Source organism: Streptomyces sp. NPDC047886 (genome assembly GCF_043204435.1).
Lineage (GTDB): Bacteria > Actinomycetota > Actinomycetes > Streptomycetales > Streptomycetaceae > Streptomyces.
This window is the reverse complement of the sequence record NZ_JBIDCF010000001.1, coordinates 796,502-822,855: the sequence shown is the minus strand read 5'-3', so window position 1 is coordinate 822,855 and position 26,354 is coordinate 796,502. Positions and strand designations below refer to the sequence as shown.

The following is a 26,354-nucleotide window of genomic DNA, read 5'->3' as shown; positions in this document are numbered from 1 at the left end:
ACATGGTGTCGATCATGGTCGGATATCGGCCACCCTCCTCCGCCGACCCCGCTGACCCTCGTGCGAGGCCATGGCAGAATCGGACGGCCGGAGGGGGACGACGATCCGGACGGGAGGGAGTGCGCGATGTCCGCCAGCAGATTCGATGAAACCGCTGACCGGCTCGCCGCGTCACAGGCGCACGACGGGCTCAGCTGCCCGGCGTGCGGCTCGTCCCATGTTGCCCAAATGCTCGGTGACAACGGTGGAGTGTCCTATGTGTGCACGTCCTGCGGCCACAGCTGGAGCTGATTGATGGGTGCACACAGGCGGAAATGCGACTGGTGCGGCAGTGGTACGCCGATCGTCCGTGACATGGACCCGGTCAACCCCGAGTACCAGTACTGGTGCGAGGAGTGCGCCCGGGCGCTGATCATAAAAGGCGACCCCATCGAGACGTACCGCGAACTCGAAGGGGAGCCGATCTACGGCCGTCTGCTCGACGAGCACTGCACCCTCAAGCGGTTCTACTCGTTCGCCACGGCCTGACCGGCCTCTTCCACGGCCCGCCGGGGCTCGCCCTCCGTGCCCTGACGCGGCACGACCGGCGCCGTGCGGCGAGCGCGGGCCCCCAGGACGCCGAAGCCGGCCAACAGGCCCAGGCCCAGCAGCGTGTAGAGCCCCGACAGCAGCATCTGGCCGCCGTTCTGGTGCAGTTCGAGCCGTACGGGGGCCGGCGCGTGCGGGACCCACCACAGCGCGAACGACGCGAACACCAACGCCGCCCCGACCGTCCATGCCGGACGCAGCCGGGTCGCCAGCAGCACCAGCGACGGCACGCACCACACCCAGTGGTGCGACCAGGAGATCGGACTCACCAGCAGCGCCGTCGTCGCACACGCCACCACCGCGACCGGCCGATCGCCGGCCAGCGCCGCCCGCACGGCCACGACCATCCCGGCGAAGCCCACCAAGGCCGCCGCCAGCACCCACCAGAGCCCCGGGTCGGTGGTGTGCAGCAGCCGCGCCAGCACCCCGCTCAGCGACTGGTTGGCGGTCTCCTCGGTACGGCCCACACGGCTCGTCTCGAAGATCATCTCGGTCCAGAAGCGGCGCGAGTCGTACGGCAGGGCGACGGCCGACGCCGACGTCACCACGAGGAACACCCCGGTCGCCGTCGTGGCCTGCCGCAGCCAGCCGTTCCACCACGGGTTCCCACCCGGCATCCCCGACGGGCTCCCTCCACGCGCACGCGCGCGTGCCACCCCGACGACGAGCAGCAGCACGACGAAGAGGCCCGGCGTCAGCTTCACCGCGGTGGCCAGACCGATGCCGACCCCGGCCCATCGGCTGCCCTGCCGACGTGTCATGTCCCACAGGACCGCCACCGCTATGAGCAGGTTGATCTGCCCGTACCGGAACGTCTGCCACACCGGCTCGCACCACACCACGACCGCCGCCACCCAGAGCGCCGCCCCCGGCCGGTCCATGAACACGGCTCCCAGCCGCCCATGGCCGAACGGGCCCCGCGCGATCAGCCGCAGGGACAGGTGGGCCAGCGCCAGCAGCAGGAGCAGGTTCCCCGCCGTGGCGAGCGTGCGCATCGTGGGCACGCCCACCAGGGTCAGCGGTGTGAACAGCAGGGCGGCGAACGGCGGGTACGTCGTCGGCAGGTTGGCCGATGTGGCGCGCATCGCATACAGGTCACCGCCCGCCAGAACCGTTTCTCCTTCGGCCCGGTAGACCGACAGGTCCAGCATCGTGACATTGGCGGCGCGCTGCGCCACCCAGAAGGCCACGAAGGAGAGCAGGCAGGCGGCCAGAGCGGCGAGGGGCAGGCTCCGCAGCCGGGTTCGCAGTCGGGTCCGCGCGTTCAGGAACAGGGTCACGAAGGGCGACGGTACCGGCAGGGCGGCTACCGGCCGTAAACGATTTGGTGAATCACCGGGGGGACCGTGTAATGTTCTCTGTGTCGCCGCGAGGGAAGCCCGCCAGGGAAACCCCGAGCAGGGCGGCACACCGCAAGGGGCTATAGCTCAGTTGGTAGAGCGCTTGCATGGCATGCAAGAGGTCAGGAGTTCAATTCTCCTTAGCTCCACAGAACGTGGGAAGCGGGCCATCCGGATCGGATGGCCCGCTTCTTCGTATCCGATGTCCTCGGCCGACCGGGGTGTCCCGGTCGACCGAAGCCGGTCGACCAATGACCGGGGTACGTCATCAACTACGGCCGCTGCCCAGAGCCTTGCGTCCCTGCCCGGCGGCAGGCAGCGCGGGACGCTCCGAAGGCGCCGCCTCCAGCCGCAGCGCCAGCGCCGGACAACGGCGTACGGCCCGCTGCGCGCCGCCCCGCAGATGCATCGGCACGGACGTGTCCGCGAGCACCGGATAGCCGTCCCGTCCCATCCGGACCAGCTCCGGCACGATGTCGGCGCACAGCCCGTGGCCCTTGCACAGCGTCCAGTCCACGGCCAGCCGCTCACCGCTCGGTATGGACTCCTCCGCGTCCTGGTAGCCGGGGGACGGCAGCGGCAGCACCCCGGTCGTGGGACGGCCGCAGCCACCGTGCAGGACGTGCGCGGCCAGATCGTCGGTGAACGCGGACAGCGTCGAGCTGAAGAACCGCGCGGAACCGTCCGGATGCTTGCACACGCCCCGGCCCTTCACCGCCTGCGTCACCTCCCGCAGGGCCTCCAGCGCCGCGGGACCACCCCCGTTCAGTACGTCGGACAGACCACCCGCGGCGGCCGGCAGCCCCAGCCGGCAGGGGCCGCACTGGCCCGCCGTCTCCGCCGCCAGCCAGTTCGCCACACGCTGCGCCTCACCCAAGGGGCACGTCTCAGGACCGATGGGCAGGATCGCGCCCGCCCCCAGGGACCCGCCCACGGCCGCCAGGGACTCACGCGAGACCACGGCGTTGTGCACGGCCGTCGAGTCGATCCAGTTGCCGTGGTACCCGCCCGTCAGCACCCCCTGCGGCACCGGCGGCGCACCGGCCAGCTGGAGTACGTACCGCAGCGGCACACCGGTCGGCACCTCGACCACCATGGGCCGCGCCACAGCACCGGAGATCGTCAGCAGGACCGTCCCGGGCTCCGTCTCCAGGCCGGTGTGGCCGTAGCGGTGGGCGCCGATCCGGGCGGCCACGGCGAGCTGCGCGTATGTCTCCGCGTTGGACAGCAGTGTCGGCGCGCCGCCCACGCCCGACTCGGCCGCGCGCTCCCGGCGGCCCGGCGGCAGGGCGGGGCCCCCGCCCGCCGCGCGGATCACCGCCGACGCCTCACCGGAGACCATGCGCTCCGGTGTGCGCACGACACGCGCGCGCAGCTGCTGTCCGCGCCGGTCGGACAGGCCCCGTTCGGCGAGTGCCGCGCGTATGGAGATCTCCGTGGAGTTGCGTGTCACAGCGACGATCAGGGTGCGTGCGCCGAGCGCCTCGGCGGCCAGCAGGGCACCGTCCAGGATGAGGTGCGGGGCCCGGTTGAGGAGGACCGTGTCCTTACGGCAGGCCGGTTCCCCCTCGCTGCCGTTGATGACGACGACCGGCCGCACCCCTCGGCGGATCGCCGCCGACGCGACCGCCCGCAGCTTCCGGCCGAAGGGGAAGCCCGCGCCGCCGCGCCCCCGCAGGGAGATGTCGTCGGCGAGCTGGGCGAGCCGCTCGCCGCCCATGGGCTCCAGCGGGCCGTGCACCTTCAGGTGCATCGGGAGGTCCAGGCGCTCGACGAGGTCGAAGCCCTGGGTGAGCTGCGGAAGGCCGACGACACGGACCTCGGGGACGTCGGGGAGCGGGGCGTTCACGGGCGGTCTCCTGCGGGTGCGGTCCAGGGCTCACCGGCCGGCGGCCGGTGGAAGGGGCCGGGGGCCGGCTCGGTGGTGTCGTACGACGGCGGGGCGGGGGACTGTGCGGGCGGCGGCGGCGAGGGGGTGGGCCAGTAGCCGGGCCGGGAGTTCGGCTCCTCCGTGACGATGGGCAGCTCCTCCGTCATGGGGACGCGCTCCGCGAACGGGATCTCCTGGGTCGGGGCGGCCGCGTTGCCCAGCGAGACGGCGCGGTACCCGGCGGAGATGCCGGCGCCCACGACGGGCTGGCGGCCGGGTGCCGCGGTCGGGCCGGGGCCAGGGGCCGGGGCGGCGGTCGGCTCGGCGGTCAGCGGTGACGGTTCCTGGACGGACGCGGGCGCCGGCATCGGCATGGGGGCGGGGGCGGGCATGGACGGCGTGGCCGGCACGGTCAGGGAGCGGGGGCGGGCGCCGAGCGGCCGGTCGAAGGCGAGGTCCGGCGGGTCGGGGCGCATGGCGGGCTCGCGCCGCAGTTCCGGGTCGTACGCGGGCGGGGCGGGGAGGTCCGCCGCGCCGGGCAGCGGCGCCACGGCCGGGTCCCGGCGCGACCGCTCGCGCCCGGCGGCCCCGGGCCCGGCCTGGGTGTCCGGCGCCACCAGGGCGAGGAAGCGCTCCGCGAGGCGCCGCTGTACCGGTGCCGGAAGCAGGCGTACGGCGACGGCCGCGGCCGCCCCGGCGAGTGCCAGGCAGTACAGGACGACCACCCAGCCGGCCGCGGGGCGGCCCGCGTACAGGCCGTGGACGAGCGCGGCGCACCAGGCGGGGTAGGCCAGCATGTGCAGCGGCCGCCAGCGCGCCGCTACGCTGCCGCGTCCGGCGAGGGCGCTGCGCAGGGCGCCGGTCGAGGCGGCGACGACCATCAGCAGTCCGGCGAGCGAACCGAAACCGATGAGGCCGGCCGTTCCGGTGAGGCCGAGCCCGAAGGGGACGAGGGCGCCGATCAGTTCGACGTGGCCGAGAGAGACCTTGACGGTGCCGTGGAGCAGAAGGAAGCCGAGAGAGGCCACGGCGGTCGCCCGGTGGATGCCCTGGGCGAGCAGACGCTGACGAGTGGTGAGCAGTAGCCGGTCGGTGGCGATCAGGCCCCAGGCGACCGACGCGGTGAGCGACACCAGGGACAGGACACCGGTGCCGAAGTCCAGGAAGTCCCGGAAGCCGTCACCGCCGCCTATCGCGAGCAGGGGTATGAGCACCAGCGCGGCCACGGACAGGCCGCCCTGCACCGGCTTGCTCAGGCCCGCGTTCAGGGCGGGGGAAGAACGAATCTTGCGATGAGGGTTCATGGGCGACTCCGAATGGTGCGGATGAGGTCCCGTTGCCGCATGCTAAGGCGGCGCATACCAGCCGGTACGGCGTTTGCGTGTTTAGAGAGAGGACTGACCGACAACTGACTCGGGGGTTGCCCTGGAACGGGTCGATACGCCGAGTAACCCGACACAGCGGGTACGGAGAGCGTTACGCGAACTCGCGGGAGAACGGCCCACGATCCCGGGAAGAACGCCGGTCGGCGGGCCGAAGAACGGCGGTCGAACCCCGGGCAGCCCATCCCGTCGCTCTCCGGGAGAACGGTGGACGACCCGCCGCGCGGCGGTCGCCCACGGTGACCGGTTACGGGCGGTGTTCCGGGCGGGGGCACGAGCCCAGGGGGGTGTTTCCCGCCCCGTGAGGGGCGCTCCGGACGGCCGGGCTTCGGGGGCCGTCCGTGGACGCTCCCTGCGGCCCCTGCGGGCGCTGCTGTACCCTGACGCCATGCGTGCCGTACGCCTTCTGCTTAGTGAGCCGCGCTGATCAGTTCCGACGGATGAAAAGGTCCGGTCGGAATCGGCGCGGCGTCCCCTCCTGTGCGAGGGGATTTTTCATTTCGTCACACCACCCGCATCAGTGCGTATCGCCGGTAGTCGGCAGAGACGATCGATGGAGCTTCAGAGGATCATGAGCGAGACGAATTCGGCTGCCGAGGCAGCAGCCCCGCATCGTTATACGGCGGCCATGGCCGCCGACATCGAGGCACGCTGGCAGGACTTCTGGGACGCCGAGGGCATCTACGAGGCGCCGAACCCGAGCGGGGACCTGGCCGGTGAAGCGGCGGTCGTCGAGCGGCCCAAGAAGTTCATCATGGACATGTTCCCCTACCCGTCGGGTGCGGGCCTGCACGTCGGGCACCCCCTGGGATACATCGCCACCGACGTCTACGCCCGCCACCAGCGCATGACCGGGCACAACGTCCTGCACACCCTGGGCTTCGACGCCTTCGGCCTGCCGGCCGAGCAGTACGCCGTGCAGACCGGCACCCACCCGCGCGTGTCGACCGAGGCGAACATCGAGAACATGAAGGTCCAGCTGCGCCGGCTGGGACTGGGCCACGACAAGCGCCGGTCGTTCGCCACCATCGACCCGGACTACTACAAGTGGACCCAGTGGATCTTCCTGCAGATCTTCAACTCCTGGTACGACGAGGAGGCGAAGAAGGCCCGCCCGATCAGCGAACTGGTCGCCCGGTTCGAGAGCGGTGAACGGCCCGTACCCGGCTCCACGCGCGCGTGGAGCGAGCTGAGCGCTGCCGAGCGCTCCGACGTGCTGGGGGAGTACCGCCTGGCGTACGCCTCGGACGCACCGGTCAACTGGTGCCCCGGACTGGGCACGGTGCTGGCCAACGAGGAGGTGACGGCGGAGGGCCGCTCCGAGCGCGGCAACTTCCCCGTCTTCAAGTCGAAGCTGCGCCAGTGGAACATGCGCATCACGGCTTACGCGGACCGGCTGCTGGACGACCTGGACGCGCTGGACTGGCCCGAGGCCATCAAGCTGCAGCAGCGGAACTGGATCGGCCGTTCCGAGGGCGCCCGGGTCGACTTCACCGTGGGCGACGACGCCATCACGGTGTTCACCACCCGGCAGGACACGCTGTTCGGCGCGACCTACATGGTGCTGGCGCCCGAGCACGAGCTGGTCGAGAAGATCGTGCCGGAGGCGTGGCCGACGGGTACGCAGCCGATGTGGACCGGCGGTCACGCGACCCCGGCCCTGGCCGTCGACGCGTACCGCAAGCAGGCCGCCGCCAAGACCGACGTCGAGCGACAGGCCGAGGCCAAGGACAAGACCGGTGTCTTCACCGGCGCGTACGCCGTGAACCCGGTCAGCGGCGAGCAGGTGCCGGTCTTCATCGCCGACTACGTCCTCATGGGCTACGGCACCGGCGCGATCATGGCCGTGCCGGCGCACGACTCCCGCGACTTCGCCTTCGCGCGCGCCTTCGAACTGCCGATGCGCTGCGTAGTGGAGCCCTCCGACGGCCGCGGCACCGACCCTTCCACCTGGGACGACGCGTTCTCCTCGTACGACGCGAAGCTGGTCAACTCGGCGAACGACGACATCTCACTGGACGGTCTGGGAGTCGTCGACGCCAAGGCCAGGATCACCGAATGGCTGCGGACCCGAGGCATCGGCGAAGGCACCGTCAACTACCGTCTGCGCGACTGGCTGTTCAGTCGCCAGCGGTACTGGGGAGAGCCCTTCCCGATCGTCTACGACGAGGACGGTGTCGCGCACGCGCTGCCCGAGTCGATGCTGCCGCTGGAGCTGCCCGAGGTCGAGGACTACTCGCCGCGGACCTTCGACCCGGACGACGCGGACACGCGGCCGGAGACGCCGCTGTCGCGCAACGAGGACTGGGTCCAGGTGACCCTGGACCTGGGCGACGGCCCGAAGAAGTACCGCCGCGAGACCAACACCATGCCGAACTGGGCCGGTTCGTGCTGGTACGAGCTGCGCTACCTGGACCCGCACAACGGCGACAAGCTGGTCGACCCGGAGATCGAGCGGTACTGGATGGGGCCGCGCGACGGCCAGCCGCACGGTGGCGTCGACCTGTACGTCGGCGGCGCCGAGCACGCCGTGCTGCACCTGCTGTACGCCCGTTTCTGGTCCAAGGTCCTGTTCGACCTGGGGCACGTCTCGTCCGCCGAGCCGTTCCACAAGCTGTACAACCAGGGCATGATCCAGGCCTTCGTCTACCGGGACGCGCGCGGTATCGCCGTACCGGCCGCCGAGGTCGAGGAGCGCGACGGCGCCTTCTGGTACCAGGGCGAGAAGGTCAGTCGCGTTCTGGGCAAGATGGGCAAGTCCCTGAAGAACGCGGTCACGCCGGACGAGATCTGCGCCGAGTACGGCGCGGACACCCTGCGCCTGTACGAGATGGCGATGGGCCCGCTGGACGTGTCCCGGCCCTGGGACACGCGCGCGGTGGTGGGCCAGTACCGGCTGCTGCAGCGGCTGTGGCGCAACGTCGTCGACGAGTCCACCGGTGAGGTCACCGTCGTCGACACCGCGGACGCCGACATCGACGAGGACACGCTGCGCGCCCTGCACAAGGCCATCGACGGAGTCTCGCAGGACATGGCCGCGATGCGCTTCAACACGGCCATCGCCAAGATCACCGAGCTGAACAACCACCTGACCAAGTCGGGCAGCGCGGTCCCCAGGACGGTCGCCGAGCGGCTGGTGCTGCTGGTCGCGCCGCTGGCCCCGCACATCGCCGAGGAGCTGTGGCACCGCCTGGGCCACGACGACTCCGTGGTCCACCAGGGCTTCCCCGTCGCCGACCCGGCGTACGTCGTGGACGAGACCGTGACCTGCGTGGTGCAGATCAAGGGCAAGGTCAAGGCGCGCCTGGAGGTCTCCCCGTCCATCACGGACGCGGAGCTGGAGGCGCTGGCGCTGGCCGAGCCGGCGGTCGTCGCGGCACTGGGCGGCGCGGGCATCCGCAAGGTGATCGCGCGGGCCCCCAAGCTGGTGAACATCGTCCCGGCGTAACGCCCCACGGCCGTACAGCACCGGTGCCACGAGGGTGTCGCCGGTGTAAGGGGTATCCCTTACGGGCAGGTTGGGGGTTCTGTCGGAACCCCCAGCCTGCCCGTTCCGTTTACCGTAGAGGGGAACACACAGGCCGAACGCCCGTCCGGCACCGATATCGAGGGGACTCCATGGAAGCCGCGATCCTGATCCTGGCGCTGCTCTTCGTCGCCCTCGTCGCGCTCGGCGTGTACGCGAGCGTCAAGGCGGTCCAGGCCGCCAAGCGCGGCGTCGACCGCACGATCAACCAGGCGCGGCGCACCGTCGAGGACACCACTCTCCGGGCGAAGAGCTTCGGACAGGTCGGTGCGGCGGCCGAGCTGGCACAGCTGCGGCTGTCGTTGCGCACGTCGATGCGGGCCACCCAGGACGCCCTGGAGGCCGGAGCGGTGGAGGACGCCTCCCTCAAGGAGTCCCTGGAGCTGTTCCGCCGGCTGAGCGCCCATGGGCACGAGCTGGACGAGGACCTCAAGCGGATGGAGCGGGACCCGGACAAGGCCAGGGTCGCCGCGCACCTCGGCGACGTGCGGGAGCGGACGCGGCAGATCACGCAGTCCGCCGACTCGCTGCGCTGGGCGGCCAGGGACCGGGCGCGCAAGTTCGCCGAGGACGACCTGACGTCGCTGAGTTCCCAGATCGACATGGAAGCCGGTGCCCTGCGCCACTGGTCCGACGCCGAACCCGGGCGGGACCGCACGGCGGACTGGCCGGAAGCGGCGCCGGGACACGTGGCGGGGCAGACCTGGCCGGCGGAACCGGACCAGGAGCGGGACGCGGCCGAGGGCTCCGCCCAGCCGAAGGAGACGGGGGCGGGCGGCTCCGGCGCGGGCCCCGACGGACCCCAGGCGATCACGGCGAGGGACCCCCGCCTGGACACGCCCTACCCCTGGCAGAAGTCGGCACGTCCCGAGACCACGAACTGACCGGAACCGATCACGGCGCCGGGGTGGGCTGCCCTCGGGCGTCGCCTGCGGGTAACCTCCCGCTCATGTCCCGCCATGTCGCGATCGTCACCGATTCAACGGCCTACCTGCCACGGCAGACGATGGAGCGGCACGGTATCACCGCGGTGCCGTTGACGGTCGTCATCGGCGACCAGGCCCTCGAAGAGGGCACCGAGATCTCGGCCCGCTCGCTCTCCGGGGCACTCCAGAAACGACGCTCCGTCACCACGTCACGGCCCAGCCCCGAGACGTTCGCCGCGCACTACCGGGCGGTCGCCGAGGCGGGCGCGACCGGAATCGTCTCCCTGCATCTGTCGTCCGTACTGTCGGGCACGTACGACGCGGCCGTGCTCGCGGCCAAGGACGCCCCGATCCCGGTACACGTGGTCGACACCGGGATGATCGCCATGGCGTTGGGTTTCTGCGCTGTGGCGGCCGCCGAGGCCGTCGAGGCGGGCTGCACGCTCGACGAGGCCGTCGCGGCGGCGGAGAAGCGGGCCGCCGGGACCTCCGCCTACTTCTATGTCGACACCCTCGACTATCTCCGGCGGGGCGGCCGCATCGGCGCGGCACAGGCCCTCTTCGGCTCGGCGCTCGCCGTGAAGCCCCTGCTGGAACTCAGCGGCGGCCGGATCGAGCCACGCGAGAAGGTCCGCACGGCCTCGAAGGCGATCGCCCGGCTGGAGGAGATCGCCGTGGAACGCGCGGGCGCGAGCCCCGTGGATGTCGCCGTTCACCATCTGTCGGCCGAGGAACGCGCCACCGCGCTCGCGGAGCGGCTGCGGGAACGCGTTCCTGGTCTCGCCGAACTGCACGTGAGCGAGGTGGGTGCGGTGATCGGTGCGCACACCGGTCCGGGGCTGCTCGGTGTCGTCGTCTCCCAGCGGTGACGTGACAGCGCAATGGGGACCGTCGTGACGACGCGTGGTGGTGGTCGTGACGGCCCGTGGTGATGGCTGTGACGGCGCGTGGTGACGGTCGTGGCGACGCGTGTGATGGTCGTGGCGACGCGTGGTGGTGGTCGTGACGGCGCGTGGTGACGGTCGTGACGGCGCACGGTGGCGGTGAGGGGTGAGCGGTAGGCCTTGACGGCGGAAGGTGACGGCGCATGTGACGGTCGGTGTCGTGGCTTGTCGCTCTGACGGGTGACGATTTTTTCCACAAGTCGCTGGTTTTCCACGGAAATCTGAGCGGTTCAGCGAGGTTGGGCGAAGGTGCCTAACGTGCTGTGACATGGCAATCCGATCACACTCCGTAATGTCAGCGACAGCATCCGATACCGCATCGGAGCATGCGGCCGCGATCCGGGACGCGCCCGGGGGCGGAAGTTCGCCAGAGGACGGCCTGACTGCGGCCAGGGGGAGGCCTTCGGCCACCCAGGGGGCTGTTCCGGACCGGGCCTCGGGTGGGGGCCGGGCCGTCGGTGGGGGCCGAGGCCCCGGACCCCGGCGTCGGGGTACGGCGTCCGCGACGAGCGGGCCCGGACGTGCTCGTGGCTCCGACGGCCGGGTCAGGGCTTCGGCTGCCCGGCCCCGACGGCACCTGAGCAGCCGGGTGGGCCGGAACGCGGGCCCTGGGCAGGGTGCGGTGGTGGCGTCCGCACTGCGGCGCCGTGCGGACGCCCTGCTCGCCGGAACGGATCCGCCACCCACACCCCTCGCGGCACGGGTGGCGGCCGAGCCGACGCGGGTGGAGCCGGAGCGGGTCGTACCGACGCGGGTGGGGCCGGTGCACGGGGGTGAAGGGCTTCGGGAGGGGCGTACCGGCTGGTGGTCCCGGATGCCCCTGTGGCTGCGGCTGCGGTGCGGGATGGAGCCCCGGACGCTCGCCGCGCTGACCGTGGTCCTCGCCGTGGCCGCCGTGCTGGCAGGGCGGTACTTCTGGACGGGCAGGCCCGAGCCGGTGCGTCCACCGGACATCGTCGGGCACGCGGAGCCCGCCACGATGGCGACGGGCCGGCCACGGGCGCAGCCGAGCCCGCCGGGTGTCGTCGTGGACGTGGGCGGCAAGGTGCGGAAGCCGGGTGTGGTGCGGCTGCCGGCCGGTTCGAGGGTCGCCGACGCCCTGCACGCGGCGGGCGGTGTGCGACCCGGCACCGACCTGACCGGGCTCAATAGGGCACGGGTGCTGATGGACGGCGAACATGTGCTGGTCGGCGTTCCGGCCGCCGCTCAACCGGCGGGCGTCCCCGGGGCGTCGGGAGGCCGCGGGCAGGGGGCGCCGCCCGCGCTGGTCAGTCTGAACTCCGCGACGGCGGAGGAACTCGACACCCTGCCCGGCGTCGGGCCGGTGCTCGCCCAGCACATCCTCGACCACCGTGCCGAGCACGGCGGCTTTCGATCGGTCGCGGAGCTCCGCGAGGTCAAGGGCATCGGCGACCGCCGGTTCGCGGAACTCCAGCCCCTCGTACGGCCATGACCGGCACGTCGAGTACCGAAGCGGCCGTGACCGGACGGGCCACCCCGGACACGGCCGCGAGGAGGGCGCGGGCCCCGGTGCACGCCGCGTCGGCGCACCGGCTGGGCGCGGCCGATCCGCGCCAGGAGGCACCTGCCGACCTGCGCTTGGTGCCGCCCGCCCTCGCGGCGTGGGGCGCCGCGGCCCTCGCGTTGGGGGCGCCGGGATGGTGGACGGCGGTGGGCGTCGCGGTGTGCGGCACGGTCGCCGCGCTGCTCCAGTCGCCATGGGCGGTACCGGCCCTGGGCGGTGCACGGAGCCACCGCCGGTCGGGGCGGGCCCATGCCACCGCCTGCGCCGCGATGCTGCTGTGCGCGGCGGCGGGCGCGGCGTCGGCAGGGCTGCACGCCGTCGATCTGCGACGGGGGCCCGTTCCGGAGCTGGCCGCGGAGTACGCGCGGGTGACGGTCGACGCCACGGTGACGTCCGACCCGCGCCCGACCCGGCCGAAGGTCTCAGGCCATCGGACGGCACCGGCGGCCCTCGTTCTGAACGCCGAGGTGACCCGGGTGAAGGCGCCCGACGGCTCGGTCACGGAGGTGCGCACGCCCGTACTCCTGATCGTTCCGGCCACGGCCGGGGCAGCCGGCAGGGACACGGGCACGCACACGGGCATGGGCACGGACACGGACACGGACAGAGACGCGGACACGGACCGGTACGGGAGCTGGGGGCGAGAGCCCGGCGGCGCGGCCAGCGCGTGGGCGGGCGCGAAGGCCGGTACGCCTGATGAATGGCGGGCGCTGCTGCCGTCCACCCGGCTGCGCGTGACCGGGCGCCTGGCGCCGCCGAGGGAGGCAGCCGACCCGTTCGCGGCCGTCCTTCGGCCGGCACCGGGGCCCCCGGTGGTCATGGCGCCGCCGGACGCCCCGAACCGCTTGGCCGGGGACCTTCGCGCCGGGTTGCGCGAGGCGACCGTGAAGCTGCCGGCGGACGCCCGAGCCCTGCTGCCGGGGCTCGTCGTCGGCGACACCTCACGGATCCCGGCGGACCTGCACGAGGCGTTCGAGGCGACGGATCTCACTCATCTGCTCGCCGTCAGCGGCAGTAACCTCACCATCGTCCTGCTGCTGCTCATCGGCTCGCCGGGGAAGGCTCTCGACGCCGAGCGGGGCGGCCTCGCGCCCCGGTTGGGGATCCCGCTGCGGGCGACTGCACTGCTCGGAGGGGTGCTGACGCTCGGCTTCGTACTGGTCTGCCGACCCGAGCCCAGCGTGCTGCGCGCCGCCGCGTGCGGGCTGATCACCCTGCTCGCCATCGGCACCGGCCGCCGCAGGTCGCTGATCCCGGCGCTGGCCGCGGCGGTGCTGTCGCTCGTGCTCTACGACCCGTGGCTGGCACACAGCTACGGCTTCCTGCTCTCGGTCCTCGCGACGGGGGCGCTGCTCACGATCGCCCCGCGCTGGAGCGACGCGCTGCGGCGGCGACGGATGCCGGGGCGTCTCGCCGAGGCGCTGGCGGCCGCGGCTGCGGCACAGGCCGTGTGCGCTCCGGTGGTGGCCGTGTTCGCGGCACGGGTCAGCCTCGTGGCGATCCCGTGCAATCTGTTCGCCGAGTTCGCGGTGGCCCCGGCGACCGTTCTCGGGTTCGCCGCGCTCGCCGTGGCACCGGTGGCCATGCCCGTGGCGCGGGTGCTCGCCGAATGCGCGGGGTGGCCGGCCGGGTGGATCGCCTCCGTCGCCAGGGCGGGCGCCGCGCTGCCCGGTGCGGAGGCCGACTGGCCGGGCGGCTGGCGGGGCGGACTGCTGCTGGCCGCCGTGACCGGGGCCGTCGTGCTGGTCGCCCGCCGGCTGCCGCACCGGCGGTGGGTCGCCGCAGGATGTGTGGCGTTGCTACTGGTCGTGGTGGTGCGGCCGGTACCGCTCACCAGACTGGTCACCGGTTGGCCGCCGCCCGGGTGGGTGTTCGCGATGTGCGACGTCGGACAGGGGGACGCGACGGTACTCGCGGTCGGCGGTGACGCCGCCGTGGTCGTGGACGCGGGCCCCGACCCGAGGCTCGCCGACCGCTGCCTGCGCGACCTGGGCGTGAACCGGGTGCCGCTGGTGCTGCTCACCCACTTCCACGCCGATCACGTCGCCGGGCTCCCGGGCGTCCTGCGGGGCCGGGCGGTCGGCGTGATCCAGACGACCGGGCTCCAGGAACCCCCGGGCCAGGCCGCGTTCGTGCACAGGACGGCCACGGCGGCCGGGCTCCCCGTCATCCGCGCCGCGCCGGGGGAGCGGCGCGGGGCCGGAGCCCTCGACTGGCAGGTGCTGTGGCCGCAGGCCCCGCCGCGACCCGGCGCCGAGGAGCCCAACGACGCCAGCGTCACCCTGCTCGTACGCACCGGGGGCGTGACCCTGCTGCTCCTCGGCGACCTGGAACCTCCGGCACAGCGCGGACTGTTGCGGGCCCACCCGGTGCTGCCGGCCGTCGACGTCCTGAAGGTCGCGCACCATGGTTCCGCCCATCAGGACCCGGAACTCCTCAGGGCGGTCCGGCCACGGCTGGCCCTGGTGTCGGCCGGCCGGGACAACCCGTACGGCCACCCGTCACCGCGGACGGTCGACGCCCTGCGGGCCGGGGGTGCGGCGGTGCTGCGCACGGACACGGACGGCGCGATCGCGGTGACCGGTTCCGGGAACGCGCTGCGAGCGGTGCCCCGCCGGTCCTCGCCGCACCACATATGACGCCCTCTCGTGGGACTGGAGGCACGTGTGACGGTCCGCCGCCGAGCCGCCGAGCCGCCGAGCCGCTCCGTGTTCCGCATATGCGGACCTGGACATCCGAGCGAAATCGGGGGGTTGAAGAATGGTCCCGTGAACGATGTGAGACATGTGCTGGTGCTGCCCGACCGGGATGCCGCGGAGGAGGCCGCCGAAGCGCTCGGCGACAGGTTCGGGGTCGACGAGGAGCCCCAGCTGGTACGGGACGCGCTTGCGGGGGAGGACGACGCCGAGGACGCCCAGTGGCTGGTGGTGATCGAGGACCCGAACGGCAGGCTCTCGCCGGGCGACCTGGACGACTTCGCCGGCGAATGGGACGGCTGGCGCGAGGAGCCGTAGGCCGCACCGGCCCGCGTCTCAGGCGCCCGCCCGCCGGCCACCCGGGGGGTGAGGCACCGGGCCGGGCACGTCATCGACAGGCCACGAGCGTCGACGCCGTTGACCAGGGGCGCTGAGAGTCCCCGTGAGCGACGGCGGGCCGGGCCACGGGCGCGTGCGGCTCGCGCGGCCGGGCTGTCGGTGGCCCGTGGGATGCTGGACCACGATGGCCACCAAGAACTCGACCGACGACCCGCTCGCCCCCGTCACGCTCGCCGTGGGGCAGGAGGACCTTCTCCTCGACCGTGCGGTACGGGAGGTGGTGGCGGCCGCCCGCGCCACCGACCCGGACACGGATGTTCGCGATCTGACCGCCGACCAGCTGCAGCCCGGCAGCCTCGCCGAGCTGACCAGCCCCTCGCTCTTCGCCGAGCGCAAGGTGCTGATCGTGCGGAACGCGCAGGACCTCTCCGCCGACACGATCAAGGACGTCAAGGCGTACTTCGGGGCGCCTGTCGACGAGGTCAGCCTCGTGCTCGTCCACCCGGGCGCTGCGAAGGGCAAGGGGCTGCTGGACGCGGCGCGCAAGGCGGGCGCGCGGGAGGTCGCCTGCCCGAAGACGACCAAGCCGGGGGAACGGCTGACGTTCGTCCGGGGGGAGTTCCGGGCGCTGGGGCGCTCGGCGACCCCCGAGGCGTGCCAGACGCTCGTGGACGCCATCGGCAGCGACCTTCGCGAGCTCGCGAGCGCGGTGGCGCAGCTCGTCGCGGACGTGGAGGGCACGATCGACGAGTCGGTCGTCGGCCGGTACTACACCGGTCGTGCGGAGGCCTCCAGCTTCAACGTCGCCGACCGGGCGGTGGAGGGCCGCGCCGCCGAGGCACTGGAGGCGCTGCGCTGGTCGCTCGCCACCGGTGTGGCGCCCGTGCTGATCACCAGCGCCTTGGCTCAGGGCGTGCGGGCCATCGGCAAGCTGTCCGCCGCGCGCGGCGGCCGCCCCGCGGACCTGGCGCGTGAGCTCGGCATGCCCCCCTGGAAGATCGACCGCGTCCGGCAGCAGATGCGGGGGTGGACGCCCGACGGTGTCGCCATGGCACTGCGCGCGATCGCCGAGGCGGACGCGGGTGTCAAGGGTGGCGGCGACGACCCGGAGTACGCGCTGGAGAAGGCGGTCGTGGCCATCGCCCGAGCCGCCCGCTCCCGTCGCTGAACCCCGAGCGCCATCCGAGGGCCAGGCAGGACACGCGCCGACCCGCGCCCGCCCGGACGGCGGCAGTAGGCCCCCGCCCGCCCTCCAGGCCCCGTCCGGCCCGCCCCTGTCCGGACGGCGCCAGTCTTGGCCCCCGCCCGCCCTCCAGGCCTCGCCCGGCCCCGGCCCCCGCCTGGCCCCGGCCCACGCCCGGCCCCGGCCCCCGCCTGGCCCCGGCCAGTCCGGCCCGCGCGCCGAGGCGGTCCCGTACACACCGGCGGGCCCAAAGGTCCGAGCGTGCGCCCTCCAGGCCCCGCACGCCTCCGGGCGCACCCGCCCGGTCCCCTCGCCTCCGCCCCCCGGCCGCCGCCCTCCGCCCCCAGCCACGGACCCTTGGCCATCGCCCCCACCAAGCCGCCCCCCGCCTCCGCCCCCCGGCCGCCGCCCCGCTCCCGGGCGCATGCCGAAGGCCCCGGGGGCGTCCTGGGGAAGGACGGCCACCGGGGCCTTCGGGTCACGATCGTGAGCCGCACCCGCGTGGCGAACGCAGGCCGCGTGCGGCTCGGGGTGCCGGTCAGGAGCGGATGAGAGGGCCCGCTTGATCCGTTCCGGCGATCACATCAACAGGTGCCGTGAGGCACCGACAGGTACTCAGCCCTGGAGGGAGGCAACCTTGGAGGCCAGCGCCGACTTCTTGTTGGCGGCGGCGTTCTTGTGGATGACACCCTTCGAGACAGCCTTGTCGAGCTTGCGGGACGCCTCGCGAGCGGCCACGGTGGCCTTCTCGACGTCACCCGCGGCGGCAGCCTCACGGGCCTTGCGGATCGCGGTCTTGAGCGAGGACTTGACGGCCTTGTTGCGCAGGCGCGCCTTCTCGTTCGTCTTGTTCCGCTTGATCTGGGACTTGATGTTCGCCACGAAAGAGCCTTTTCAGGTTCGTAATGATCTTCGGTGTGCGTCCCGCCGCTGAGAGGGCCACGAGACACAGCTGCTCAGGCTACCAGCCGCCGTCCGACCGGCCCAAACCGAGCGCCCGGCGGACCGAACCGAGCGCCCGTCGCCGGCCGTGGGACCATGGAACCTACGTATCGATCCGACGTCGACCCGAGCAGAGACCCCTGGCATTCCACCGGGGGCTCGAGAATCAGGACCCTGCGTGCCCGCGACCCCTACCCACGTGCCCGAGCCGAGCCGTACCGACCCGGCGCTGATCCGCAATTTCTGCATCATCGCGCACATCGACCACGGCAAGTCGACCCTTGCCGACCGGATGCTCCAGCTGACCGGTGTGGTCGAGCAGCGGCAGATGCGTGCTCAGTATCTCGACCGCATGGACATCGAGCGCGAGCGCGGCATCACGATCAAGTCCCAGGCCGTCCGCCTGCCGTGGGCACCGACCGAGGGTGAGGACCAGGGCAGGACCCACATCCTCAACATGATCGACACCCCGGGCCACGTGGACTTCACCTATGAGGTGTCCCGCTCCCTCGCCGCCTGCGAGGGCACGATCCTCCTCGTGGACGCCGCCCAGGGCATCGAGGCGCAGACCCTCGCCAACCTGTATCTGGCGATGGAGAACGACCTCACCATCGTTCCGGTGCTCAACAAGATCGACCTTCCGGCGGCGCAGCCCGAGAAGTTCTCCGAGGAGCTCGCCAACCTCATCGGCTGCCAGCCGGAGGACGTGATGCGCGTCTCCGCCAAGACCGGCGTCGGTGTCGAGGCGCTGCTCGACCGCGTCGTACGGGACGTTCCGGCGCCGGTCGGCGTCAAGGACGCCCCCGCCCGCGCGATGATCTTCGACTCGGTCTACGACTCGTACCGGGGTGTCGTCACCTACGTCCGTGTGGTCGACGGGCAGCTCAACAAGCGCGAACGCATCCGCATGATGTCGACCGGCGCGACCCACGAGCTGCTGGAGATCGGCACCAACTCGCCCGAGATGCTCGCCGCCGACGGTCTCGGCGTGGGCGAGGTGGGCTACCTCATCACCGGTGTGAAGGACGTCCGCCAGTCCAAGGTCGGTGACACGATCACCAGCCTGACGAAGGGCGCCCAGACCGCGCTGGGCGGCTACAAGGACCCCAAGCCGATGGTGTTCTCGGGCCTGTACCCGCTGGACGGCTCGGACTACCCGGAGCTGCGGGACGCTCTCGACAAGCTCCAGCTCAACGACGCGGCCCTGGTCTACGAGCCGGAGACGTCCGCCGCCCTCGGCTTCGGCTTCCGCGTGGGCTTCCTCGGCCTGCTCCACCTCGATGTGATCCGGGAGCGGCTGGAGCGCGAGTTCGGCCTCGACCTGATCGCCACCGCCCCGAACGTGGTCTACCGCGTCCTGATGGAGGACGGCGGCGAGCACACGGTCACCAATCCGAGCGAGTTCCCCGAGGGCAAGATCAGCGAGGTGTACGAGCCCGTCGTACGCGCCACGATCCTCGCCCCGTCCGAGTTCATCGGCTCGATCATGGAGCTCTGCCAGAACCGCCGCGGCACCCTCCTCGGCATGGACTACCTCTCCGAGGACCGTGTCGAGATCCGTTACACGCTGCCGCTCGCCGAGATCGTCTTCGACTTCTTCGACCAGCTGAAGTCCAAGACCCGCGGGTACGCCTCGCTCGACTACGAGCCGACGGGCGAGCAGGCGTCGTCCCTGGTCAAGGTCGACATCCTGCTGCACGGCGACAAGGTGGACGCGTTCTCCGCGATCACGCACAAGGACGCGGCGTACGCGTACGGCGTGCGGCTCGTCGCCAAGCTCAGGGAGCTGATCCCGAGGCAGGCCTTCGAGGTGCCCATCCAGGCGGCCATCGGCTCACGGGTCATCGCCCGCGAGACCATCCGCGCCATCCGGAAGGACGTCCTCGCCAAGTGCTACGGCGGTGACATCTCCCGTAAGCGGAAGCTGCTGGAGAAGCAGAAGGAGGGCAAGAAGCGGATGAAGATGGTCGGCTCCGTCGAGGTCCCGCAGGAGGCCTTCATCGCGGTGCTGTCCAGCGACGACTCCGCCGGCGGCAAGACCAAGAAGTAGTCGCACGCCGAAGAAGCGGTAGAGACGCCCGTCCGGTCACGGACGGGCGTCTTCCCCGTTTCCCCGGACAACGGTGCGGAGTCGCGAACGAACCGGACGGAAACGGGGAGAGAAACACGCCGACCGCACCAGGACCCCACGCGGACCGCACAGTCGTTATGAACCGGGTATGAACCGCGAGGCCGCAGCCTCTTACGCCACGGAGCCGGGCGCTCTACCCTGAACCCGCTCGCCGGTTACTCGCGAGTTAAACAACAGTCGTTCGATACAGCCGTTTCGTCCCATCCGTCGACGCGGCCGTTTCGGCACAGCCGTTCGAATCAACCCCCCATGGATCACACCAGCCGTTGAACACGCAGCACTGAGCGAACCACCAGCAAGTCGTGCAGCCCTGCCGCAGGCCCGGAGGACGTCGTGAGCGACACACAGACCCAGATCGAGAACCGGCCGCCCTCCGTGGCGAGCCTCTTCCTTGAGCGCGTGGCGAAGACCCCGGACACCGAGGCATATCGGTACCCGGTGCCCTCAGCCTCCGGCCAGGGGCCGGACGACTGGAAGTCCCTGAGCTGGGGCCAGGCCGCCGAGCGCGTCTTCGCCATCGCGGCGGGACTGATCGATCTCGGCGTCCTGCCGGAGGAGCGGGTCGCGCTCGCCTCGTCCACCCGCGTGGAGTGGATCCTGTGCGACCTGGGCGTGATGTGCGCGGGTGCCGCCACCACGACCGTCTACCCGCAGACCAATGCCGAGGAGTCCTCGTACATCCTCGCCGACTCCGACAGCCGCGTGCTGATCGCGGAGGACGCCGCCCAGCTCGCCAAGGCCCGGGAGCGCCGCGCCGACCTGCCGAAGCTGTCCCATGTCGTGGTGGTCGACGGCAGCGCGGTCGAGCCGGCCGACGACGACCCCGAGGGCTGGGTGCTGACGCTCGCCGACCTGGAGGCGCGCGGGCGCACGTACCTGGAGAAGAACCCCGACGCGGTCAAGGAGCGGGTCGGAGCCATCACCGCCGACCAGCTCGCCACGCTGATCTACACCTCGGGCACCACGGGCCGCCCCAAGGGCGTGCGGCTGCCGCACGACAACTGGTCGTACATGGCGAAGGCCATCGCCGCGACCGGGCTGGTGCGCGAGGACGACGTGCAGTACCTGTGGCTGCCGCTGGCCCATGTGTTCGGCAAGGTGCTGACCTCCGGCCAGATCGAGGTCGGCCATGTGACGGCGGTCGACGGACGCGTCGACAAGATCATCGAGAACCTGCCGGTGGTCCAGCCGACCTACATGGCGGCAGTGCCCCGGATCTTCGAGAAGGTCTACAACGGGGTCGCGGCCAAGGCGCGCGCGGCCGGCGGTGCCAAGTACAAGATCTTCCAGTGGGCGGCGGGCGTGGCCCGCGAGTACGCCCGCGTCACGCAGGACAACTTCCGCCGCACCGGCCAGGCCACCGCGCCGTTCGGGCTCACCGCCAAGCACAAGGTCGCCGACGCGCTCGTCTACTCCAAGCTCCGCGACGCCTTCGGCGGGCGGCTGCGCGCGGCCGTGTCCGGTTCGGCGGCGCTCGCGCCCGACATCGGCTACTTCTTCTCCGGCGCGGGCATCCACATCCTGGAGGGGTACGGCCTGACGGAGTCCAGCGCCGCCAGCTTCGTCAACCCGGGCGAGGCCTACCGCACCGGCACCGTCGGCAAGCCGCTGCCCGGCACTGAGGTCCGGATCGCCGACGACGGCGAGATCCTGCTGCGCGGCCCCGGCATCATGCAGGGCTACCACGGGCTGCCGGAGAAGACCGCCGAGGTCCTGGAGTCCGACGGCTGGTTCCACACCGGTGACATCGGCGAGCTGTCCGCGGACGGCTACCTGCGGATCACGGACCGCAAGAAGGACCTGATCAAGACCTCCGGCGGCAAGTACATCGCACCGGCCGAGGTCGAGGGCCAGTTCAAGGCGGTCTGCCCGTTCGTCTCCAACATCCTGGTCCACGGCGCCGACCGGAACTTCTGCACGGCGCTGATCGCACTCGACGAGGCCACTCTCCTCGGCTGGGCGAAGGACCACGGCATGGCGGGCCGCGACTATGCCGAACTCGTCGCGACACAGCAGGTCAAGGACCTGATCCAGGGCTATGTCGACCGGCTGAACGAGGGCCTCCAGCGCTGGCAGACCATCAAGAAGTTCCGGCTCCTGCCGCGCGACCTGGACATCGAGCACGGCGAGCTCACGCCCAGCCTCAAGCTGAAGCGGCCCGTCGTGGAGCGCACGTACAAGGGGCTCATCGACGAGATGTACGAGGGCTCCCGAGAGGCCTGAGTCCCAGAGCGGCAGCCCCCGTCCGGCCGGTTTCCCGGCACCGGCCGGGGGCTGCCGTCGCCCGTGAGCCGTGAGCCGTGAGCGGCGAGCCGTGTGCCGTGGCTGCCGGCTGTCCGGTTGGCTGTATCCGGCCGCCCCGATGCGTCACTTCGGTGACTCCACGCTCATATGTCGTCCCGGTCTGTCACCCTGTCGGTGTTCATCCAGACGCGACCGACCGGAGACGAACAGGGAGCCGCCCGTGGGGTCTGTTCCGACACCGAGGGAGTCCGCGGACCCGTCCTCGCGAACCGCCCGCGACGCCGCCGCCCGTGACACCGTGGCGCCCGACGCAGCCGCCCGTGGCACAGTGGCACCCGGCGCCGCCGCGGCAACCGGCGCCTCGGGGCCGGATCTGGTCGGCCTCGCCGCCGCCTTCGCGTCGCCCGCGTCCGCGCCCGTCGCCTCCGTCGCGCGTACCAGCCTCCCCGGCAACCCGCTGACGCCCGCGGCGGGCCGCCGGTTCGTACGGGCCGCCCTCGCCGACTGGACCGCGCTCGCCCTGCCCGCGGCGGCCACGGTCACCGAACGCGTCGCGGACGACGCCGTGCTGGTCGCCGACGAACTGGTCACCAACGCCGTCGTCCACGCGGGCACCACCGTCGAACTGCTCCTGCGCCTGGAGGATCCCGCCGGGGACCAGCCCGCCGCGCTCGTCCTGGAGGTGTCCGACCGGCATCCCGCGCGCACCCTGCACGGCCAGGCGTCCGGCCCGGACGCCGAGGGCGGGTTCGCCGAGTACGGGCGCGGCCTGCACCTCGTGGGCGCGCTGGCGGAGTGCTGGGGCATCACGTACCGCACCGGCCGCAAGACCGTCTGGGCCCGGCTCGCCCTCGACGGCGGCGACGTCTGCCCCGTGCCCGGCCCCGGACCGGCGCTCCAGCGGGGTCTGCGCGCCGCCGGGATCCTCGCGCCCGCACCCCGCCGCACCGGGCGCGACGACCACGAGTGGATCAGCCGTGGCGGGCTGTCCTTCCTCGCGGAGGCGTCCGACCTGCTCGCGGGGCAGCTGGACGAGGACATGGTGGCCGCGCTGGCCGCGCAGCTGCTGGTGCCCCGGTTCGCGGACTGGTGCGCGTTCTGGCTGGATGTCGACGCCGGGCATGCCGAACCGGGCGGCCCTTCGGGGCGCGGAGCCGAACAGCGGCTCGCCCGTGTGTGGCACACCGACGAGTCAGCCGTCGAAGAGCTGCGCAGGGGCCTGGAGAAGGAGCCGCCGAGGCTGCCGGACTCCTTGGCCACCGGCCCGGTACGGATCCCCTGGCCGCCCGGCGGCGACCTGACGCCCGGCGCAGGCACACGCGGCGACCGCCACCCGACGCCCGGCGCAGGCACGGACGGCGGTGACGGTACGGAGGTGAACGGCACCGCCCTCGCCTACCGGCTGGTCGCGCGCGGGCGGGCCGTCGGCACCCTCGTGCTGGGCCGGCGGGGGCTGCTGCCGGTCCCCGAGTCGGTCACCGCGCTCATGGAGGACTTCGCCCGGCGCGTGGCCCTGGCGATCGGCGCGGCCCGCCAGTACACCCGGCAGGTCACCATCAGCCGGGTCCTGCAGCGGGGGCTGCTGCCCGGCCGCGTGGCCCGGATCCCCGGTGTGGACAGCCGTGTCGTGTACGAGCCGAGCGACGACGGACTGGCGGGCGGCGACTTCTACGACGTGTTCGAGGCCGGCCCCGGCGCCCGCCGCTGGTGCTTCATGCTCGGCGACGTCCAGGGCAGCGGCCCCGAGGCCGCCGTCGTCACCGGGCTCGCCCGCCCCTGGCTGCGGCTCCTCGCCCGCGAGGGCCATCCGGTCGGCGAGGTCCTCGACCGCCTCAACCGGCTGCTCCTGGACGACGCCACCGAGGCCGCCGAGGCCGCCGCCCGCCTGGCGGCCGCCGCACCGGCCTCCTTCCCGGAGCCCCCGCCGCCCGCCCTCGGTACCGCCCTTCCCGACTCCGTACGAGCGGCCGGTCTCCCCGAGTCCGTACGGGCCGCCGGTCTGCCGGGGCCGCCACCGGGCCACGGCGTCGTCGACGGGACGCTCGGGCCCGCCCAGGCCCGGTTCCTGTCCCTCCTCTACGGCGAGCTGGTCCCGCTGCCGCCCGAGGCCGGCGGCGGCGCCCGCTGCACGCTGGCCTGCGCCGGGCACCCCCTGCCGCTGCTCCTGCGCCCCGACGGTTCCGTGACCGCCCCGGCCACGCCGCAGGTCCTCCTCGGTGTCGTGGACGACGTCGCGTACGAGAGCCACACCTTCGACCTGGCGCCCGGTGACACCCTCCTGTGCGTCACCGACGGCGTGACCGAGCGGCGCTCGCGCGGCGGCCGCATGTTCGACGACGGCGACGGCCTCGCCCTGGCGCTCGCCGACTGCGCCGGGCTCGGCGCGCAGGACGTCGCCGACCGGCTCAGGCAGGCCGTGCACGCCTTCGGAGAGGGTCCCGTACGCGACGACCTGGCCCTCCTGGTGCTCCAGGCACAGCACCGGCCGCGGTGACGGACAATGGACGACATGCCTTCCGTACTGCCCGATGGTGAGCCGATGCCCGAGGACGGCGCGCTGCCCGCGTCCGCCCTGCGCGGGGCGGGTGACCGGCCGCTCGGGTTCTACCTGCACGTGCCGTACTGCGCGACGCGCTGCGGGTACTGCGACTTCAACACCTACACCGCCACCGAGCTGCGCGGCTCGGGCGGCGTCCTCGCCTCCCGCGACAACTACGCGGCGACGCTCACCGACGAGATCAGGCTCGCCCGGAAGGTCCTCGGCGACGACCCCCGCCCCGTCCGTACGGTCTTCGTCGGCGGCGGTACGCCCACGCTGCTCGCCGCCCGCGACCTGGTGGCCGCGCTGGACGCGGTCCGCGGCGAGTTCGGGCTCGCCGACGACGCCGAGATCACCACTGAGGCCAACCCGGAGTCCGTCGACCCGGCCTATCTCGCCACGCTCCGCGAGGGCGGCTTCAACCGGATCTCGTTCGGCATGCAGAGCGCCCGGCAGCACGTCCTGAAGGTCCTCGACCGCACCCACACCCCCGGCAGGCCGGAGGCGTGCGTCGCCGAAGCCCGCGCCGCCGGATTCGAGCACGTCAACCTGGACCTCATCTACGGCACCCCCGGTGAGAGTGACGACGACTGGCGGGCCTCCCTGGAGGCGGCGATCGGCGCCGGACCCGACCACGTCTCCGCGTACGCGCTGATCGTCGAGGAAGGCACCCAGCTGGCCCGCCGGATCCGGCGCGGCGAGGTGCCGATGACCGACGACGACGTGCACGCCGACCGTTACCTGATCGCCGACTCCGTCCTCGCCGGCGCGGGCTTCCACTGGTACGAGGTCTCCAACTGGGCCGCGTCCGACGCGGGCCGCTGCCTGCACAACGAGCTGTACTGGCGCGGCGCCGACTGGTGGGGCGCGGGCCCCGGCGCGCACAGCCACGTCGGCGGGGTGCGCTGGTGGAACGTCAAGCACCCGGGTGCCTACGCCGCCGCCCTCGCCGACGGGCGCTCACCGGGCGCGGGCCGGGAGGTCCTGTCCGACGAGGACCGGCGCGTCGAACGCGTCCTGCTGGAGCTGCGGCTGCGCGAGGGCTGCGCACTGTCGCTGCTGAAGCCCGCGGGGCTGGCCGCCGCCGAGCGGGCGGTAAGGGACGGGCTCCTGGATGCCGCCCCTTACACCGAGGGCCGCGCGGTCCTCACGCTGCGGGGCCGGCTGCTCGCCGACGCCGTGGTCCGGGACCTGGTGGACTGACCCTGCCGGGTCGGGGCCGGGACACCGGCCGAGACCCCCGCTGCGGCGGAGACAGCGCACTTCTGGGCCGCGTGGACGAGCTGATCGACGGAACACCCCCCGCCGCGGCGGGGAACGACCGGCGCCCTGGTGGTCAACGATCGCGTGCGACGGCGGTCACCTGTCCGCGTCGCCGACCGTCACATGGTCGATCAGCCGCTCCACCGCGCCCAGCAACGCCGGTTCCAGGTCCTTGTAGGAGCGGACCTTCGAGAGGATGTGCTGCCAGGCGGCGCCCGTGTTCTGCGGCCAGCCCAGCGCCCGGCACACGCCCGTCTTCCAGTCCTGGCCGCGCGGCACCGCCGGCCAGGCCGGGATGCCCACGGACGACGGTTTCACCGCCTCCCAGACGTCGATGTACGGGTGGCCGACCACCAGGACGTGCGGGTCGCGCACGGACGCCGCGATACGGGACTCCTTGGAGCCCGGCACCAGGTGGTCCACCAGCACTCCGAGGCGGGCGTCCGGGCCCGGCGCGAACTCCGCGACGATCCCCGGCAGGTCGTCCACGCCCTCCAGGTACTCGACGGCCACGCCCTCGATCCGCAGGTCGTCGCCCCACACCCGCTCGACCAGCTCGGCGTCGTGGCGGCCCTCCACGTAGATCCGCCCCGCCCGGGCCACGCGCGCGCGGGCACCCGGTACGGCGACCGACCCGGAGGCCGTACGGGACGGCCGCACCGGCGCCGCGCCCGCCGGGCGCACCAGCGTGACCGTACGGCCCTCCAGCAGGAACCCCCGGGGCGCCAGCGGGAACACCCGGTGCTTGCCGAACCGGTCCTCCAGGGTCACGGTGCCGGCCTCGCAGCGGATCACCGCGCCGCAGAACCCCGTCCCCACCTCCTCGACCACCAGGTCCGGCTCGGCGGGCACCTCGGGCACGGGTGCGGAGCGCTTCCAGGGGGGCGTGAGATCGGGGTGGTAGCCGCGCATTCGT

Annotated in this window: 17 protein-coding genes and 1 tRNA gene; 13 read left to right on the top strand and 5 right to left on the bottom strand. The window is 72.7% G+C overall.

Features of this window, described 5'->3' with window-relative positions; all coding sequences use genetic code 11:
- The first annotated feature begins 294 nt into the window (after positions 1–294).
- Positions 295–528 (top strand): hypothetical protein, encoded by a 234-nt coding sequence (locus ACGF5U_RS03670; protein ID WP_026277450.1) that lies wholly within the window; start codon positions 295–297, stop codon positions 526–528.
- Here ACGF5U_RS03670 and ACGF5U_RS03665 read toward each other — a convergent pair.
- Complete coding sequence (locus ACGF5U_RS03665) at positions 507–1,856, bottom strand: glycosyltransferase 87 family protein (protein WP_392713190.1); 1,350 nt, start codon at positions 1,854–1,856, stop codon at positions 507–509. The two genes, ACGF5U_RS03670 and ACGF5U_RS03665, sit on opposite strands and share 22 nt — an antisense overlap.
- Before the next feature lie 148 nt (positions 1,857–2,004).
- Between ACGF5U_RS03665 and ACGF5U_RS03660 the strand changes: the two genes are divergently transcribed.
- Positions 2,005–2,077, top strand: a tRNA-Ala gene (locus tag ACGF5U_RS03660).
- A gap of 119 nt (positions 2,078–2,196) precedes the next feature.
- Here the strand turns inward: ACGF5U_RS03660 and ACGF5U_RS03655 are convergent.
- Positions 2,197–3,777: an NADH-ubiquinone oxidoreductase-F iron-sulfur binding region domain-containing protein gene (locus tag ACGF5U_RS03655; protein ID WP_392718750.1), complete on the bottom strand. Its 1,581-nt coding sequence runs from the start codon at positions 3,775–3,777 to the stop codon at positions 2,197–2,199.
- Complete coding sequence (locus ACGF5U_RS03650) at positions 3,774–5,102, bottom strand: hypothetical protein (protein ID WP_392718748.1); 1,329 nt, start codon at positions 5,100–5,102, stop codon at positions 3,774–3,776. The genes ACGF5U_RS03655 and ACGF5U_RS03650 overlap by 4 nt, the downstream gene beginning before the upstream one ends.
- A gap of 649 nt (positions 5,103–5,751) precedes the next feature.
- Between ACGF5U_RS03650 and leuS the strand changes: the two genes are divergently transcribed.
- From leuS to holA, 7 genes are all read left to right on the top strand, one after another.
- Complete coding sequence (gene leuS / locus ACGF5U_RS03645; RefSeq protein ID WP_392718746.1) at positions 5,752–8,628, top strand: leucine--tRNA ligase; 2,877 nt, start codon at positions 5,752–5,754, stop codon at positions 8,626–8,628.
- Positions 8,629–8,798: 170 nt separating this feature from the next.
- The gene (locus ACGF5U_RS03640; RefSeq protein ID WP_392718743.1) at positions 8,799–9,590 is read left to right on the top strand and encodes a hypothetical protein; all 792 of its coding nucleotides are present in this window, start codon (positions 8,799–8,801) and stop codon (positions 9,588–9,590) included.
- Between the two features lie 65 nt (positions 9,591–9,655).
- Positions 9,656–10,501, top strand: a complete 846-nt coding sequence (locus ACGF5U_RS03635) for a DegV family protein (protein WP_392718741.1) — start codon at positions 9,656–9,658, stop codon at positions 10,499–10,501.
- A 700-nt stretch (positions 10,502–11,201) separates the two neighbouring features.
- Positions 11,202–12,029 carry a helix-hairpin-helix domain-containing protein gene (locus ACGF5U_RS03630; protein ID WP_392718739.1) on the top strand — a complete coding sequence of 276 codons (828 nt, stop codon included), beginning with the start codon at positions 11,202–11,204 and terminating at the stop codon, positions 12,027–12,029.
- Positions 12,026–14,740, top strand: a complete 2,715-nt coding sequence (locus ACGF5U_RS03625) for a ComEC/Rec2 family competence protein (RefSeq protein ID WP_392718737.1) — start codon at positions 12,026–12,028, stop codon at positions 14,738–14,740. Before ACGF5U_RS03630 ends, ACGF5U_RS03625 begins: the two co-directional genes overlap by 4 nt.
- A 129-nt stretch (positions 14,741–14,869) precedes the next feature.
- Positions 14,870–15,115 carry a hypothetical protein gene (locus tag ACGF5U_RS03620; protein WP_392718735.1) on the top strand — a complete coding sequence of 82 codons (246 nt, stop codon included), beginning with the start codon at positions 14,870–14,872 and terminating at the stop codon, positions 15,113–15,115.
- Positions 15,116–15,320: 205 nt separating this feature from the next.
- Positions 15,321–16,304 (top strand): DNA polymerase III subunit delta, encoded by a 984-nt coding sequence (gene holA, locus ACGF5U_RS03615; RefSeq protein WP_392718733.1) that lies wholly within the window; start codon positions 15,321–15,323, stop codon positions 16,302–16,304.
- Positions 16,305–16,934: 630 nt separating this feature from the next.
- Here the strand turns inward: holA and rpsT are convergent.
- Positions 16,935–17,201, bottom strand: a complete 267-nt coding sequence (rpsT, locus tag ACGF5U_RS03610; RefSeq protein WP_123187713.1) for a 30S ribosomal protein S20 — start codon at positions 17,199–17,201, stop codon at positions 16,935–16,937.
- Positions 17,202–17,439: 238 nt separating this feature from the next.
- On the opposite strand from rpsT, the gene lepA reads away from it, so the two are divergent.
- The 4 genes from lepA to hemW all read left to right on the top strand — a co-directional run bounded on the left by lepA (position 17,440) and on the right by hemW (position 25,378).
- On the top strand, positions 17,440–19,311 hold the full coding sequence (lepA, locus tag ACGF5U_RS03605; RefSeq protein ID WP_392718730.1) for a translation elongation factor 4: 1,872 nt from the start codon (positions 17,440–17,442) through the stop codon (positions 19,309–19,311).
- A gap of 414 nt (positions 19,312–19,725) precedes the next feature.
- Entirely contained in the window at positions 19,726–21,615 is a 1,890-nt protein-coding gene (locus ACGF5U_RS03600) for an AMP-dependent synthetase/ligase (RefSeq protein WP_392718728.1), read from the top strand.
- A gap of 319 nt (positions 21,616–21,934) precedes the next feature.
- A complete protein-coding gene (locus ACGF5U_RS03595) occupies positions 21,935–24,130 on the top strand; it encodes a SpoIIE family protein phosphatase (protein WP_392718760.1) in 2,196 nt (731 codons plus the stop codon).
- 15 nt (positions 24,131–24,145) lie between these two features.
- Positions 24,146–25,378: a radical SAM family heme chaperone HemW gene (hemW, locus tag ACGF5U_RS03590; RefSeq protein WP_392718726.1), complete on the top strand. Its 1,233-nt coding sequence runs from the start codon at positions 24,146–24,148 to the stop codon at positions 25,376–25,378.
- 156 nt (positions 25,379–25,534) lie between these two features.
- Here the strand turns inward: hemW and ACGF5U_RS03585 are convergent, their stop codons facing one another.
- Positions 25,535–26,350: a DUF3097 domain-containing protein gene (locus ACGF5U_RS03585; protein ID WP_392718724.1), complete on the bottom strand. Its 816-nt coding sequence runs from the start codon at positions 26,348–26,350 to the stop codon at positions 25,535–25,537.
- Positions 26,351–26,354 lie beyond the last annotated feature (4 nt).